Here is a 14,620-nt window from a genome sequence, read left to right on the forward strand (position 1 = left end):
GTTTGAGCTAAATTTTGCGTATTGCTTATACCTAATTGCACATCCTTGTCGGTGAAAAATAATAAACAATCCTCAGGCTGATAAAACTTAACTTTAGAGGGTAATAAGCCCTAATTTAAAATTAGAAACAAACCCATACCGGCAAGTGTTGTGTAATAAATGTTATGTGTTTTATAAGCTACAATAATGGCTACAATAGCGGCACTTAAGTAAGGGTTTTGCCAATGCAGGTTTATGCCTTCTTCACCCAAAAATACAATAGGAACCCAAATAGCGGTAAGCACGGCCGGTGCACTAAAGCTTAAAAATTGCTGCATTTTAGGGCCCACTTTAAAAGGCAATGCACGGTGTAAAAATAAATAACGCGTAAAAAACGTAATGCAGGCCATGAGTAAAATAGTGGTCATCATGTTTTAGTGTCCTTTTTCGCTGTTAGCCTTGCCGTTGTATAGCCTGCACTCATTGCTAATAATGCGGAGCACACTAGCCATAATTCAAACCCTGTGCTTTTTAACCACGTAGCAGTAATACCTGCCACAATAACAGTCACTAAAGAGGCGGTATTTTTAATACCTGGAATAACCAAGGCGATAAAAGTAGCTGCAATTGCAAAGTCGAGCCCTAAGTTAGTTAAATCAGGAAGCATAGATCCTGCAACAATGCCTATTAATGTCCATATATTCCATGCGATGTAAAAACTAAAACCTGCACTAAGCGCATAAACTAAACGCACTTTTGTGCGATAAGCTTTACGGTGATGAGAAAACGCAAATAATTCATCGGTTAATACAAAGCTAACAGGTAGGCGCCATCGCATTGGTTGATCTATGACTTTATGTCTAACAGCAAGTCCATATAAAAAATGCCGAGAGCTAATTATAAACGTAGTGAATAATATGGTAAGTAAGGGGGTGTTACCCGCCATAAGTTCAATAGCGACAAGTTGAGCTGAACCTGCAAAAACCAGTAACGACATGGCTTGTGTTTCAAGAGCTGTAAATCCATTTTGAATAGCTAAAGAGCCGCAGAGTATTCCCCATGGAATAACGGCTAAGCAAAGCGGAAGCATATCTAAAAAGCCTTTTATTATCGCTTTTTTAACTGGTTGCATAGCATTTACCTTGCTGGCTTGTAGAATGGCAGATAATGACACCTTATTATGAGGTTGATGAGCATTTTAATAATACTGTTTTTTTGAGGGTAAACACAATGACGACGATAAAAGTATGGGATGGGTTTATACGGTGTTTTCATTGGCTATTAGTCATTAGTATTGCCGTTTTATATTTTAGTGTAGAAGAGGGTATGATTGAGCTGCATTTTGTTGCTGGGTTCTTTACTTTAGCGCTCATTGTTACGCGAATAGTATGGGGGATTGTTGGTAGCCGAACAGCAAAATTAAGTGGCTTGATTCACTCACCTAAGGCTGTGTTACAGGGGCTTAAAAAACCGATTGACACCATTGGGCACTCTGCTCCTGGTAGCTATATGGTTATTGCTTTTTTTACGCTTATATTAACGCAATTAATTACTGGGTTGATGAGTAGCGACGGTATTTTAACTGACGGCCCGCTTGTTGAATATGTATCGAGTGATACGGTAGATTTTGCTAATTGGCTGCATCACCTCAATTTTGACATATTACTGTATGCAATAGGCTTGCATATAGCGGCAATTGTTGTGTACAAGATTAAAGGTAAGCCTTTAGTAAAGGCAATGATTACTGGAGAAAAAGCATCAAAATCAAACGGTGTAAAAAGCTCCGTAACTAAGTCGCCTTGGCTCGCGTGGGCTATATTTGCAGGCTTACTAATTGTACTCGCATTTACTTGGGGGCAAGAGCCTTTACAGTACTTATTTGGATAAATTTGCTTTAAAGTGGTCCTTAATTACTGGTTGTAAATCTCGGTTACATTCTTTTGTTTGATTGTTAGGGTGTGGGTATTTATAATTAACCCTTACTTGGCAAGTTAGTGGTTTGCAGTATTACTTGTTATTGGTGCTTGTTGTTTATTCATAGTGAATAAACTATGTCACTCTTAAGGTGTAGCCGTGTTTATGCATACGTCGTTGGCCTGCGGGGAATGGTCAACAATTGGTTGCTTAAATCATCACACTCAATTATTTATTGGTGATGTGGTGAAAGTAACTTTTTATGACATGCAAGGAGAGCTAATTAGCTTATCGTTTGATTTTAAAATTACTTCATTTGAACAAGGGGAGCCCCACGCTTGGCCGCGTTTGATAGCAGAATACATTAATGTTCACATTCCTTTGGTTAGTGCAGGAAAAATGACTGAACACGGTTTAGTAGTCGCTTATCGGAATAATAAAATCTTTGCATTGCAAAGTAGCGGTATATGCAAAGCGCATATTGATTTTCATTGTATTGCAAAATGCGACGATCGTGACGTGAGCACTCAACGCTTGTATGAGTATGTTTACCCTGAGCATAGTGAACGCTATAACGCAGGTACTAAGGTGTTACAGCCTAAAGATGGTTGCATATATCAATGTAGGCCTTGGCCTTTTAACGAGTTTTGTCGAAAAGCAAAGGATAAACAGTCAATATTTGAACCAGGGATAGGTAAAAGTTGGGCTATGGCTTGGCTGCAATTATAAATTAGTTAATTACATGTTTCTTCCCATAGGTATTACAGGTTTAGGAATAAATCAGTTGCCTTTAAGCCCACTCAACTATTGAGTGGGCTTTTTTATTTTTATGATAAACTGCGAGCATTATTACTTCTTTAATTTGGTTTATTTGTGCCTAGTTCAGACTACTCTTTACGCTTGTTGCCTCATTTCCCTGTTGCTGAAAAGCAGCCCCACATATTAACTACACATAATAAAAAAAGAACCGACCATTACTATTGGATGCGTGATGATGAGCGCAAAAATGAAAAAGTACTCGCACATTTACAAGCCGAAAATAACTATTGCGATGAGCAATTAGCATGTATTAAACCCTTGCAAAATACCTTATTCGAAGAGTTAAAAGCGCGTATTGTAAAAGACGACAATTCCGTGCCCGTCAAAGATGGAAAATACTGGTATCACTCTGAAGTGCGCGGTGACGATGAATATGCGCGTCACTATCGTAGCACAAGTATTAAAGCTGAAAATAAAGCCCTTTTGCTAGATGTAAACGAACTTGCACAAGATTTTGAATTTTTTGACCTTGGGGAAGTTGCATTAAGCCCTAATGAGCAGCTTATGGCATATTCACAAGATACTGAAGGTCGCCGTATTTATAACGTTCGTTTTAAAAATATATCAACAGGCGAAATGCTCACTGATGAGCTTGAAAATACAGAAGGGCAAGTTGTTTGGGCAAACGACAATAAAACCGTTTTTTATGTTAAAAAAGATCTGCAAACTTTATTAGGGTACCAAGTATTTAGGCATGAGCTGGGAAGTGCGCAAAGCCAAGATGTGTTGGTGTATGAAGAGCAAGACAGCAGCTTTTTTATGGGACTGGGTAAAAGCCGAGATGAAGCGCTAATTATAATTGATTTGGCGTCTACTGAGTCCAACGACACATGGGTGCTTGATGCCAATAATCCGCAAGGTCAATTTAGCGCACTCATGCAAAGAGAAGAGGGCCATGAGTTTGATGTCGATAAGTTAGGTGACACATTTTATATTGTCACCAACTGGCAAGCTAAAAACTTTAGATTGATGACTGCAACCGAGCAGACCATTGCAGATAAAACTCAGTGGCAAGAGCATACAGCCCACAGGGAACATGTATTACTTGAAGGCGTTGAGCTTTTTAATGATTTTTTAGTCCTCAGCGAACGAGAGCAAGGACAAGCACGTTTTGTTGTAGTAAATAAAGAAGGCAAGCGTATGGCGCTTGAGTTCGACGATCCTTGCTATTACGCTGCTGTTGCAATGAACCCAGAGCCCAATGTTAAAACGGCGCGCATTTATTACTCAAGCTTAACCACTCCTGGTTCTTTGTACGACGTTGACCTTATAACGGGTGAAAAAACATTGCTTAAACAGCAAAAGGTATTAGGTGACTTTAAAGCCACAGATTATAAGTCTGAGCGGCTGATGATTACTTCGCGTGATGGCGTCAAAATACCTGCTTCTGTTGTATACCGAAAAGATAGTTTTAAAAAAGATGGCACCAACCCATTATTTCAATATGGGTATGGGGCTTATGGTTACACCATTGATCCGAGCTTCTCTAGCACGTCGCTCAGCTTACTTGACCGTGGTTTTGTTTATGTCATTGCACATGTGCGTGGTTCCGAAATGCTAGGCCGCAATTGGTATGAGCAAGGTAAAAAAACACATAAACAAAATAGTTTTAGTGATTTTATCGACGTAACAAAAGCGCTGGTTGAACAAAAATACTGTGATAGCAGCAAAGTATTTGCATCCGGTGGTAGTGCGGGTGGCTTGCTTATGGGGGCGGTGCTGAATCAAGCTCCACAGTTATATTGTGGTGTAGGGTGTCATGTGCCATTTTTAGATGTACTCACCACTATGTTGGACGAGAGTATTCCACTGACCACCAACGAGTACGATGAATGGGGAAACCCGAACGATCCACAGTTTTATAATGTAATAGAAGCGTATTCGCCTTATGACAATATAAGCGCACAAAATTACCCTAATATATTAGTCACTACCGGCCTACATGATTCGCAAGTGCAGTACTGGGAGCCCATGAAGTGGGTTGCTAAAATGCGAGAATACAAAACAGATAATAATATATTGGTATTTAAAACCGATATGGACGCAGGTCACGGCGGCGCATCTGGACGCTTTAAAAGCTTGGAAGAAAAAGCACTAGAAATGGCATTTTTTATTGCGTTGGTTCAGTAATTACATTTAGAAGCATCTGCACTACTGAGTATTATGAGGACTCCTAACTAGGGCTCATAATACTCTCTAAACAGCTTTTATAACGCCTTGAAAGGTTGAGGTATATATCGTTTTTAAGTTTGATTTTATAATCACCGCTATCTGTTGGCATAAGCTCAGAAATAGCTTGTTTTCTTACTAATGTTGAACGATGAATACGTATAAAGCCTTCAGGCTCTAACTTTTTTTCAATGTTCTTCATTGTTTCACGATGTAAAACCGGTGTGTCACATTTACTAAAATGCAATTCGACATAGTTACCAGCTCCATTGACCCAGATAATGTCTTTTACATCTATAAGTCTTACTTTCCCTACATCTTTTACAACGATATGGGAAGATGATTTATCTACCTTGATATCTTCTTTATAAGTAAGCTTTGTTTCATTTTTATAAGAGTAAACATGCATGATTTTATCAAAGCATTTAGCAATACGCGCTGGCGTAGAGTTTAGAAGAAGAAAATCAACAGCTCCAATTTCGAATGCAAAACTAGCTAAACTTGAGGATTCCGCCACTAAAATAACATTAAGTTTTTTTGCTAGCTCACACAAATATACTATTTGTAAGGGGTCGGATTCAGCATTTAATTCGTAAAAAAGTACGTTGTAATATTCTGTGTCTATTTGATTAAGCCGACCTTTTTGATAAGGCTTAAATTCAAAATGTTTGTAATTTTCTATCATGTCATTTAAAGAGATAGAGAATTCTGTGTTATCAATAAGAGTTAATGCGTGAAAAGAAGCCGTCATTATCTTATTCCTTTAATTTACATAATGAGCAAGACCGAGGTTATAACAAAAAAATTACAAAATCCTTATTTTTTTGTAAATTAATTGTGAAAATATTTTTTATCACACAAAACACGCACTTTATACCAAAGTAAACGCCTACCAAAAAAAGTATCTAGAGTCTGTTGGTCAATCACCTTACTGTTGCGCATGAGGTAACTTTCAAGTTACACAAAAATAACAACTTACAATAGTTCAGGGAAATCATATGAGTTTAACTAACATAAATAATGAGCGATCTTTTAAAAAATCATCGTTAACATTAGCGCTTAGTGGTGCATTAATGGCCGGTTTTTCATTTCAAGGTGTTGCAGCTGAGGATGATACGGTAAAAAAAGTAGAGCGTATTGAGGTAACAGGCTCAAGGATTAAGCGTGCAGACATTGAGGGCTCTTCGCCAGTTACATCAATTGGTCGCATGGCAATTGAATCATCAGGTGTTCAAAGTGTTGGTGAGCTTCTTCAAACTGTAGCTCAGGCCGATTTGTCGGGCTTGACTCAGTTAACAAATAACACAAACGCGAATGATGGCTCTCAAACTATTTCACTTCGTAATTTAGGCGATAACAGAACTCTTGTTTTAGTTGATGGTCGCCGTTTCTTAGCGTTAGGTGGTGGTCAGGTTGATATTTCTCAGATTCCTATCGCAATCGTAGAGCGTGTAGATATCCTAGCTGATGGAGCATCAGCTGTATACGGTTCTGATGCTATAGCTGGTGTTGTTAATATAATAACCAAAGATGGCTTTGAAGGCGTGAGTTTAGACGCAACCATTGGTGCTAACTTTGAAGGTGATGGCGAGTACAAACAGGCCGGTATTTCAATTGGTACTATTCAAGGAGATACTTCATTATTTTTAAATGTATCAAAATCTGAAGAAAAAGAGATTGGTGCGGGAGATCGTACAATTTCAGAAACCCCAGTTGCATATGTTCCTCAACGATTTGGTTCTGCTTTTGGTTTATATGGTATTTTTAATACATCGGAAGGCTTTCAATCGCTTGACCCTGAAAAAGAAGGTGCAGGTGTTAGAACTGCTGACGATTTCGAACCTTTCGGAACAAAGCATAGATACAATTTTGCTCCGACAAACTACTTAAAAACACCGTCAGAGCGTTTAAACGTTTTCGCTAAAGTTAATCATGAGTTTTCTGATACATTATCGGCATTCGTCAATTTTACTTACAATCAACGCAAGTCTGTAACTCAAATCGCAGCCGTTCCTCTTGTGGCAGGCTTCTCTGGCCCACAATGGGAAATTCCTTATAGTAAAGATAATATCTATAATCCGTTCGGTGAAGATTTAACTGCATTTGGTTTTAGAACATTGCCTATTGGCCCTCGCACTAATATTCAAGATTATGATACTTACTTTATTACAGGTGGCTTTGAGGGTGAGTTTGAAATTGCTGACACAAGCCTATTTTGGGATGTGTCTATGTCACGTGGTGACAGCAGCCGAAATGAACATGGTGAGAACTTTGTAAACTTACAAAACTTAAGAAATGCGGTAGGACCATCTTTTGTACAAGATGGTGTCGCACAGTGTGGTACTGCTGATGATGTAATTTCAGGTTGTGTGCCTTTAAACCTATTTAATGGTGAAACTGGTTTTACAGACGAAATGGCCAACTACATCGGTTATGAGCTGAACAATCAAGTTAAAACAGGTACAACTAACTTTACTGCAAATATTTCTGGTGAAATATTTGAATTACCGGCTGGGTTTGTTGGTTTTGCGGCAGGCTACGAAAAACGAACGAATACATACGTAGATAATCCTGACTCTGTTGTTGCTGCTGGTTTAAGCTCGAGCAACTTTAGTGAGCCAACTAATGGTAGCCAGACTGCTGAAGAGTCTTACTTTGAATTTGCAATCCCGTTACTATCTGAGTTACCAGGTGTTCAAAGTTTAGAGCTTAGTATTGCTGGTCGGTTCTCGGATTTTGAGAATAGTGGTTTTGTAGGGACAAATCCGGTCACGTCTAAATTTGACAACGAAAGCTTTAAATTTGGATTTACATGGCGCGTATTTGACGATTTAATGTTCCGTGGTAACTACTCTGATACTTTCCGTGCACCTTCAGTAAATAACTTATTTGCAGGTGGTGGTGAAGGTTTCCCATCAACTCAAGATCCATGTAATACAACTCAGTTTCCACTTCAGTCTGCGGCAACGCAAGCTCGATGTATAGCTGATGGTGTGCCTGACGGTGGTTCAATTCAACCTACAGGTCAACTTCGTTCGTTGAATGGTGGTAACCCAGGTCTACAGCCAGAAGAGGGTAATACAACTACTTTCGGTGTGGTTTACAACCCAAGCTGGTTAGACGGCTTTGATATGACCGTTGATATGTATAAAATTGAACTTAGCGATGCGCTATCTTCTATTTCTGCAGGTGGGATGCTCAATAATTGTTATGTTCAAGGTGAAAGTGAGTTTTGTGGATTTGTTGAGCGTCGAAGTGATGGTCGTATTGCTACAGTACGTACCTCACAGTTTAATTTAAGCCAGCTTGAAGTTGAAGGTGTGGATTTTAATGCGAACTATGCTTTCCAAACAAATGATTACGGTAATTTTAATTTCCGTTTAAATGGCTCATACACTGATTCTTACCGCACTGCTGGTCTAGAAGAAAGTATTGATGATGCAGTGAATCAGGTTGCCCGAATTGATAGTGACATTCTTCGCTGGAGAGGAACGTTTAATACTACATGGTCTTATGATGATCTAACGGTAACATGGGGTATGCGTTACACAAGTGAACTAACAGAGTCATGTTCTATTCCTGAAAGTTTCTTAGAAGATGGGCTTGCAACGCGTGAGCTATGTAATATGCGTTCAGCGACCAGTGAAGATTACCCAAGCGGATTAAACCGCATTGGTAGCGTAACGTATCATGATTTATCTGCAAGCTACGTTCTTCCTTGGCAAGCAAATGTTCGTGTAGGTATGAGAAACGTGTTTAGAAAAGAGCCTCCTGTTGCTCTTAATCCATTCGCTAACTCATTCTATTCTGTGCACGATATCCCAGGTGGAACATGGTTTGTGAATTACAAACAAGACTTTTAAGGTTTGTTTCTAAATTTAAAACTGTCTAGTGTTTTATCTCGGCTTATAAAATTAGAAATAGCCTTGTAAAAAAACGCCACTGGTAACAGTGGCGTTTTTAAGTGATTTTAGACTTTTTTCTAATCCAAATAAGCTTTTAGCATCCAAACTAGTTTTTCTTGTTCAGAGATGTAGTCTCCCATTAATGATGCTGTACCTTCATCGCCTGCATCACCTGCTTGGTTTAAAATCTCACGTTGCTTTTTAATTAATGTACTGTAGCCCGCTAATATATTTTCTACGGCAGTAACACCATCACTTATGCCTTTTGCTTCTTTTATTTCACTTACTTCAAGATAATCTGAAAATGCATGTAACGGCGCGCCATCGAGCGTTAAAATACGCTCTGCAACCTCGTCTACTTTCAAAAGTAACAGGTTATAAATTTCTTCAAACTTAACGTGTAATTCAAAAAAGTTACGGCCTTTGATGTTCCAGTGAAAACCACGAGCATTCATATACTGTATTTGGTAACTACTCAGCAGAGTATTAAGTGATTTTACAATGTCGTCGCTTTTTGCGCTGTTTAACCCAATTGCATTTACTTGTGACATAACTTGCTCCTTAAGAACCGTTTGTTTGTTAACTTGAGTAAAGTATTACTTTTTTAGTTAGATTAGTAAAATTGTTTATATCTATAGAATTAATAGTTAAAACCTATTAAATGACAGGTGCATAAGTTTTGTTCGCTATATAGACATGGGGTCTAATTATAAAAATTCACCTCATTTTTTAAAGTGGTTTGTTGCGTAAAATATGATCTGAAACAAGCTTAGAAGGTGTTACTAAATGTGTTAATTTATTTTTTGATTTAGGTCAAAAATCACTCTTTTTGAAAGCGCATAATAATGATGCTGAATTAATTAGGAGAGTGAACATGTACGCAAAAACAGGCAAACAAAATAAAGCAGAGTTAATTGTGGTATGTATTGCGCTGGTGGCATTTGTGCTCGGTTTAGTAGCTCATCTAGCGGGTGCAAGTATCGCTAACTCAGACGTGTTTGGTTATATAGCTGCGCCAATTCCGTTGGTGCTCGGGGTTATTGTATTACTAAGTTATAAAATAGCTGAGGCAGCAGAAGATTAACTGCCTTCGCCTAAACACTTTAAAATATAATCGACCACTTCACGTGAGTAAATCATACTGGTATGGCTTAAGTGAAACACTTTGTGTTCTGCCATACCTTTTAGTTTAGTTTCATCAAGAAGAACCGTGCCGTCTGACTTGCTACCCTTTACAATAAGAGGCATTAAGCCGATTGGTAGGTCGCCAGCAATACTATAAAGCTTTGCTTTAAATGGCCAGTTACCATTTTGTGTGAGTAAAAACTCAACGCTATTTTTTAAAAAAGCTTCAAACCCTTTTTGTTTCATTTTTTGTGCAATGTGACTGCCTTGATGCGGAGTACCAAGCGTCACTACTTTTGTAACGAATTGGCTCGCGCTTGAGTTAGCTTCTAAGTAAGCTCTAGCTACTAACCCACCCATAGAGTGGCATACTAAAGCTGTTGGTTCGTTACCAATAAACTCATCTATTTGTGTAAAAATAGCATCACGATTTGGGTCAAGAGTATTGTATGTAAGGTTTAACACGTTAACGCCTGAGCTCTCTAACCTAGAGCAAAGGGGGCGCATAACAAAGCCAGACATATACAAGCCATGTAAAACAATAACGTGTTTAACTTTCATATAACCCCTAAAGCAACAGCAATTACATCAATTGCTGTGGTTTTATCTCAATATTTGTATTATCAGTGTTAACCCATACCTCACCATCTTGAATGGTAACTGTAAGCTGTATGTTGCGATCAACTAGCTCAGCAAGTGCTTGTGTTGCTGCATAGTCTAAACTAAAGATACTTAAATTTTTAAATTCGTACAATTTTGGTTGGTGTTTTTGCCACCATATAGCTTGGTTGTTTTCACCGTAGGTATAAAGCACAACTTTTTTAGATTTATTGCAGGCTTTTTTAAGGCGCTTTTCGTCAGGTAAGCCTAGCTCAATCCAAAGCTCTACTTCTTCACTGTAATTAACGTGCCAAAGCTCTGGCTCGTCATCAGCGCTTAGCCCCTTGGTAAACTCTAAACCATCACAATAGTTAAGTGCAAACGCAAGCAGGCGAATCATTAACCGCTGGTCAGTTTCCGATGGATGCTGAGCCAGAGTTAAATTTGTATCTTGATAAACATGGCGATCCATATCGCTAAGCGATAATTGTGCCTTCATAATGGTTGATTTAAGAGCCATAACAACTAATCTAAAAATATTTTCGCCAGTATAGCGCAATTAAATGAATTGCCAGTTAAAATAGCGCTTAAATATACGTTAGGAGTTAAAAATGGCTATCCAGTGGTTCCCTGGACGCTTGAATTAACTTCCGCAGCACTCCGCAGTTATATTAAAAGCCTAATAAAAACATGGTTGTAACCTGTTTTTATTCCGGGTTTGTCCAGTCTTATCTTGTTACTTCTACTATTTTTAGTACCCACGTTAGTACCCATGAGGTTGTATTTTATATATACTAGCCTTAATCATCACTGTGGAGCTTATTATGGCCAGGCCTGTAGTTCGTCTAACGGATAAAAAAATAAAATCAATTACTAGTACAGGCAAAGAGCAAACGCTTTCTGATGGTGGCGGTCTTCAACTGCGGGTTTTACCTAGTGGGACTAAATCTTGGCAGTTTAAGTTTAAAAACCCAGTTAGCGGAAAGTTTAATAGGATGCCTTTAGGTTTATACCCTGCTTTATCACTTGCTAATGCCCGTATTAGAGCACTTGAATGCCAAGAGCAACTGGTGCAAGGCATTAATCCAAAAGCTCAAGAACAGAATAAAAAACAAGCTGAAAAACAAAAGGCTAAAAATACATTAATTGTTGCTGCGCAGCATTGGTTTGAAATCAAGAAAACTAAAGTTACGTCAGCTCATGCACAAAGGGTATGGCGAACTTTGGAGATTTATATATTTCCAAAGATGGGAGATTTACCTTTAGAAGCTATAAATAGACGTAATACATACGATTTGATAAGACCTATAGAGATAGATGGAAAGCTCTCGACTGTAAAGCGTATTTGCGAAAGTTTGGGTCAAATTATGGATCACTATGTAAATATTGATGTTCTTGATGTCAATCGATTAGCAAAAATCGGAAATATGTTTGCTAAAAAGAAAGAGCAACATATGGCGACGATTAAACCTGAAGAGCTTCCTGATTTTTTAATAGCTTTAAATAGCTCTAAAACCATACAAAACCAAACTAAGTTATTAATTTTGTGGCAACTACACACTATAGCTCGCTCAAAAGAAGCAGCTAGAATCAGGTGGGCTGATATTAATATCGAAGAAGCCGTTTGGGTTATTCCGGCAAAAGAGATGAAACGCAGGAGAATTCACCGAGTCCCCTTAACCCCAAGCACTTTAGCAATACTAGAGCAAATGAAGCCTCTAAGCGGTCACCATGAATATGTATTTCCAAATAAACGTAACATACAAAGCCATGCAAGCACCTATACGGTCAATAATGCTATAAAGAAAAGCTTGGGTTATAAAGATAAGCTGATGGCTCATGGTATGCGCTCCATAGCCTCTACAGCACTTCATGAACATGGATATGATTCATTAGTCATAGAGGCCTGCTTAGCTCACAATGATGAAAATAAAACAAGAGCTGCATATATGCGTTCAGACTTTCTTAAACAACGTAGGCCTATAATGAGCTGGTGGAGTGAGTTTATAGAGAATTCATCTCCAATTAAAAAACAAGGACTTACATAATTATGATGTAAGTTTCACTCAGTTTTTTAACTTTTTATGTGCTTCTTCTATGAGTAGTTCTATAGTTTCATTTAACTTGAGCCGCTCTGCTTTGGCTAACTCTTTAAGCTTTTTTTTCACTTCAGTCCGAAGCATGTAATTAGATGATGATCTTCCCTCGTTTTCATTTCTATATTTACGCTGGGAATAAGCTTTTCTAATTTTCAAATTTAGATTTTCAGCAATCTCTGGCTTAGTTGTCATGTGTAAAGTATCAAAAAAGTACATCACCCCTAATGCTTTTTCCTTTAATTCAAGACCCAGATGTAAGCTTGGTTTATTTTTATGTAGGTCTTGAAATTCTGCCACTCTGGCTTGCATCAGTTTGTCAATTGCAGTAATTATGTTGCGGTCTTTATAACTCTTTATGTAGCTAATTATCCAGTTCAATTGATCATCATCTTCACTATTAATCCATTGATTACTATTAAATATAGAACCGTATGCATTAACAAATAAATCAAAATCTGAGTCTTTTTTTTCTGCTCGATTTGAAAAGTTTCTTTTATTATGTAACACAAAATGCTTGTAATTTATACAATCTAACAGCGTTTGAAGATGTAACAGAGGATTAGTAAAAGTCAAAGAATCTGGGATAAGATTCCTAAGAGAGGCATAGGAGTTATAACAACAGCTGAGTAAGTAATTTACGAACCTAAAATCAGACTTCTTATTATCCTCAAGCTGATCGATGATTGGGTGGCTAAATCTGTGTTTTTTATACATGTCTAAAGCTGCGTTCAAGTCACCTATTTGGAACTGATAAAGCTCTTGATGTAGGTCTTTAACGTGGATGTTTTGAGAGGCCTTAGTTTGACGGTAATCGCCAATTAAGTAGATATATAAAAACAAGGCCTTTCTATAGTCTGTCTTAAGCTCGCTAATGATTTCATGCTGATTCACTAATATCACTCCGTAATTTGTTGTCGTTTTTGTAGTGGGTTATTAATGCTTTCTTAGTTTCTTATTAGTGTTTTATTATAGTTAAAAATATAGATATTTTTGTTTAGAGTCAATGAATATAAAGGGTTATGACTATATGGCTAAGTGAAAAGTGATTTTTAGGTAGTAAATAAGAGGTTAGCTTTTAAAACAAAGCATTTAGAGTTACAAATCTAAGTTTTTTAAAGAGAGCTGATTTCGTATAGTTATTATAATGACTACAAATAACAGGTATTAAAATTCAGTGTTATTTATCAGTTAAGGTATTTTTTCACATAACTCTAACTTCTTATGAACTATTTAAAATAGAGAGTTAGAAATGAAAAAGAAACGAAACATAGTGTTAAGTATCAATCCTTATAATAAAAAGCAGGGTATTTATGGGGACCATTGGCTATTAATTAAAAAGGCTTTAACGATGGCTCACAATAGTTACTCTAGGCTATCTGTAATCCGTTTTGACTTACGTATAACTGATATTAAGACCGATGATCCAAGTATTATTCTAGATGGTGTTATGAAGCGATTCTTTACATCCCTACAATCCAAAATAAAACACAATACTAAGTTTAAAGCTCATGCTAAAACTCAATATTTGAGATATGTTTGGGTCAAAGAAAAAGGTAATGAAAAGGATAAAGAGCACTTCCATATTTGTATTTTTCTAAATAAAGATGACTTCGGTTTTGTAGGTCAGTACAGGAAGGATAAAAGAGGAAATAAAAAAGTAATAAATACTTTACGTGAATCTATAGTTCAGGCATGGGCTACAGCTATTAATGTCCAGTTACTGATGGCTGAAAGATTGGTTTACTTTGGTAAAAAATCAGTTCATTGGCTTGATATAAAAAGGCATAACTATTCTGCCGATTTAGAAAACGTCAAGAAAAGACTTTGCTATATGGCTAAAGTAGAGACTAAAGAATTTTATGCAAGGAAGATAGGTATCGGAAAGTATGAGATTTATAAACCAAGTAGAAAAGCTCTAGCTCTACAGCAATAAAAATAATTAATTAGAGAGAAGGTATTACCTTCTCTCTATGCTTATTTATCATTTATGACATCACGTAAAATAATTAA

Annotated in this window: 14 protein-coding genes; 7 read left to right on the forward strand and 7 right to left on the reverse strand. The window is 37.4% G+C overall.

Features of this window, described 5'->3' with window-relative positions; translation table 11 throughout:
- Window positions 1-110 precede the first annotated feature (110 nt).
- Window positions 111-410 (reverse strand): AzlD domain-containing protein, encoded by a 300-nt coding sequence (locus MTP24_RS00320; RefSeq protein ID WP_010558093.1) that lies wholly within the window; start codon window positions 408-410, stop codon window positions 111-113.
- Window positions 407-1,111, reverse strand: a complete 705-nt coding sequence (locus MTP24_RS00325; protein WP_008128327.1) for an AzlC family ABC transporter permease — start codon at window positions 1,109-1,111, stop codon at window positions 407-409. The genes MTP24_RS00320 and MTP24_RS00325 overlap by 4 nt, the downstream gene beginning before the upstream one ends.
- A gap of 98 nt (window positions 1,112-1,209) precedes the next feature.
- On the opposite strand from MTP24_RS00325, the gene MTP24_RS00330 reads away from it, so the two are divergent.
- From MTP24_RS00330 to MTP24_RS00340, 3 genes are all read left to right on the forward strand, one after another.
- Entirely contained in the window at window positions 1,210-1,866 is a 657-nt protein-coding gene (locus MTP24_RS00330; RefSeq protein ID WP_243532206.1) for a cytochrome b/b6 domain-containing protein, read from the forward strand.
- 192 nt (window positions 1,867-2,058) lie between these two features.
- A complete protein-coding gene (locus tag MTP24_RS00335) occupies window positions 2,059-2,622 on the forward strand; it encodes a chitin-binding protein (protein WP_243532208.1) in 564 nt (187 codons plus the stop codon).
- A gap of 144 nt (window positions 2,623-2,766) precedes the next feature.
- On the forward strand, window positions 2,767-4,842 hold the full coding sequence (locus MTP24_RS00340; RefSeq protein ID WP_243532210.1) for a S9 family peptidase: 2,076 nt from the start codon (window positions 2,767-2,769) through the stop codon (window positions 4,840-4,842).
- 43 nt (window positions 4,843-4,885) lie between these two features.
- On the opposite strand, the gene MTP24_RS00345 is transcribed toward MTP24_RS00340, so the two are convergent.
- Window positions 4,886-5,632, reverse strand: a complete 747-nt coding sequence (locus tag MTP24_RS00345; protein ID WP_243532212.1) for a LytTR family transcriptional regulator DNA-binding domain-containing protein — start codon at window positions 5,630-5,632, stop codon at window positions 4,886-4,888.
- A gap of 247 nt (window positions 5,633-5,879) precedes the next feature.
- Here MTP24_RS00345 and MTP24_RS00350 point away from each other — a divergent pair, with 247 nt between their 5' ends.
- A complete protein-coding gene (locus MTP24_RS00350) occupies window positions 5,880-8,744 on the forward strand; it encodes a TonB-dependent receptor (RefSeq protein WP_243532214.1) in 2,865 nt (954 codons plus the stop codon).
- 119 nt (window positions 8,745-8,863) lie between these two features.
- Here the strand turns inward: MTP24_RS00350 and MTP24_RS00355 are convergent, their stop codons facing one another.
- The gene (locus MTP24_RS00355) at window positions 8,864-9,337 is read right to left on the reverse strand and encodes a Dps family protein (RefSeq protein WP_243532216.1); all 474 of its coding nucleotides are present in this window, start codon (window positions 9,335-9,337) and stop codon (window positions 8,864-8,866) included.
- A 323-nt stretch (window positions 9,338-9,660) separates the two neighbouring features.
- Between MTP24_RS00355 and MTP24_RS00360 the strand changes: the two genes are divergently transcribed.
- Window positions 9,661-9,870 (forward strand): hypothetical protein, encoded by a 210-nt coding sequence (locus MTP24_RS00360; protein WP_058552761.1) that lies wholly within the window; start codon window positions 9,661-9,663, stop codon window positions 9,868-9,870.
- Here MTP24_RS00360 and MTP24_RS00365 read toward each other — a convergent pair.
- Together MTP24_RS00365 and MTP24_RS00370 are read right to left on the reverse strand one after the other, a co-directional pair.
- Window positions 9,867-10,472, reverse strand: coding sequence for an alpha/beta hydrolase (locus tag MTP24_RS00365; RefSeq protein WP_010558086.1), 606 nt, complete (start codon window positions 10,470-10,472; stop codon window positions 9,867-9,869). The genes MTP24_RS00360 and MTP24_RS00365 overlap by 4 nt on opposite strands.
- 22 nt (window positions 10,473-10,494) lie before the next feature.
- On the reverse strand, window positions 10,495-11,031 hold the full coding sequence (locus MTP24_RS00370) for a YaeQ family protein (protein ID WP_243532218.1): 537 nt from the start codon (window positions 11,029-11,031) through the stop codon (window positions 10,495-10,497).
- A gap of 304 nt (window positions 11,032-11,335) precedes the next feature.
- Here MTP24_RS00370 and MTP24_RS00375 point away from each other — a divergent pair, with 304 nt between their 5' ends.
- The gene (locus tag MTP24_RS00375; protein WP_243532221.1) at window positions 11,336-12,559 is read left to right on the forward strand and encodes a tyrosine-type recombinase/integrase; all 1,224 of its coding nucleotides are present in this window, start codon (window positions 11,336-11,338) and stop codon (window positions 12,557-12,559) included.
- A gap of 18 nt (window positions 12,560-12,577) precedes the next feature.
- Here MTP24_RS00375 and MTP24_RS00380 read toward each other — a convergent pair whose 3' ends face one another.
- Window positions 12,578-13,501, reverse strand: a complete 924-nt coding sequence (locus MTP24_RS00380; protein ID WP_243532223.1) for a hypothetical protein — start codon at window positions 13,499-13,501, stop codon at window positions 12,578-12,580.
- Between the two features lie 358 nt (window positions 13,502-13,859).
- On the opposite strand from MTP24_RS00380, the gene MTP24_RS00385 reads away from it, so the two are divergent.
- Window positions 13,860-14,543 carry an inovirus-type Gp2 protein gene (locus MTP24_RS00385; RefSeq protein ID WP_243532225.1) on the forward strand — a complete coding sequence of 228 codons (684 nt, stop codon included), beginning with the start codon at window positions 13,860-13,862 and terminating at the stop codon, window positions 14,541-14,543.
- The last annotated feature ends 77 nt before the right edge of the window (window positions 14,544-14,620 follow it).

This window comes from Pseudoalteromonas sp. APM04 (assembly GCF_022809815.1).
GTDB lineage: Bacteria > Pseudomonadota > Gammaproteobacteria > Enterobacterales > Alteromonadaceae > Pseudoalteromonas > Pseudoalteromonas marina.

Bases quoted from the DNA above. Each gene is read 5' to 3' on its own strand.
- MTP24_RS00375 (WP_243532221.1), top strand. From the start codon at position 11,336: ATGGCCAGGCCTGTAGTTCGTCTAACGGATAAAAAAATAAAATCAATT.
- MTP24_RS00355 (WP_243532216.1), bottom strand. From the start codon at position 9,337: ATGTCACAAGTAAATGCAATTGGGTTAAACAGCGCAAAAAGCGACGAC.
- MTP24_RS00330 (WP_243532206.1), top strand. From the start codon at position 1,210: ATGACGACGATAAAAGTATGGGATGGGTTTATACGGTGTTTTCATTGG.
- MTP24_RS00365 (WP_010558086.1), bottom strand. From the start codon at position 10,472: ATGAAAGTTAAACACGTTATTGTTTTACATGGCTTGTATATGTCTGGC.
- MTP24_RS00370 (WP_243532218.1), bottom strand. From the start codon at position 11,031: ATGGCTCTTAAATCAACCATTATGAAGGCACAATTATCGCTTAGCGAT.
- MTP24_RS00345 (WP_243532212.1), bottom strand. From the start codon at position 5,632: ATGACGGCTTCTTTTCACGCATTAACTCTTATTGATAACACAGAATTC.
- MTP24_RS00335 (WP_243532208.1), top strand. From the start codon at position 2,059: ATGCATACGTCGTTGGCCTGCGGGGAATGGTCAACAATTGGTTGCTTA.
- MTP24_RS00350 (WP_243532214.1), top strand. From the start codon at position 5,880: ATGAGTTTAACTAACATAAATAATGAGCGATCTTTTAAAAAATCATCG.
- MTP24_RS00320 (WP_010558093.1), bottom strand. From the start codon at position 410: ATGATGACCACTATTTTACTCATGGCCTGCATTACGTTTTTTACGCGT.
- MTP24_RS00325 (WP_008128327.1), bottom strand. From the start codon at position 1,111: ATGCAACCAGTTAAAAAAGCGATAATAAAAGGCTTTTTAGATATGCTT.
- MTP24_RS00360 (WP_058552761.1), top strand. From the start codon at position 9,661: ATGTACGCAAAAACAGGCAAACAAAATAAAGCAGAGTTAATTGTGGTA.
- MTP24_RS00385 (WP_243532225.1), top strand. From the start codon at position 13,860: ATGAAAAAGAAACGAAACATAGTGTTAAGTATCAATCCTTATAATAAA.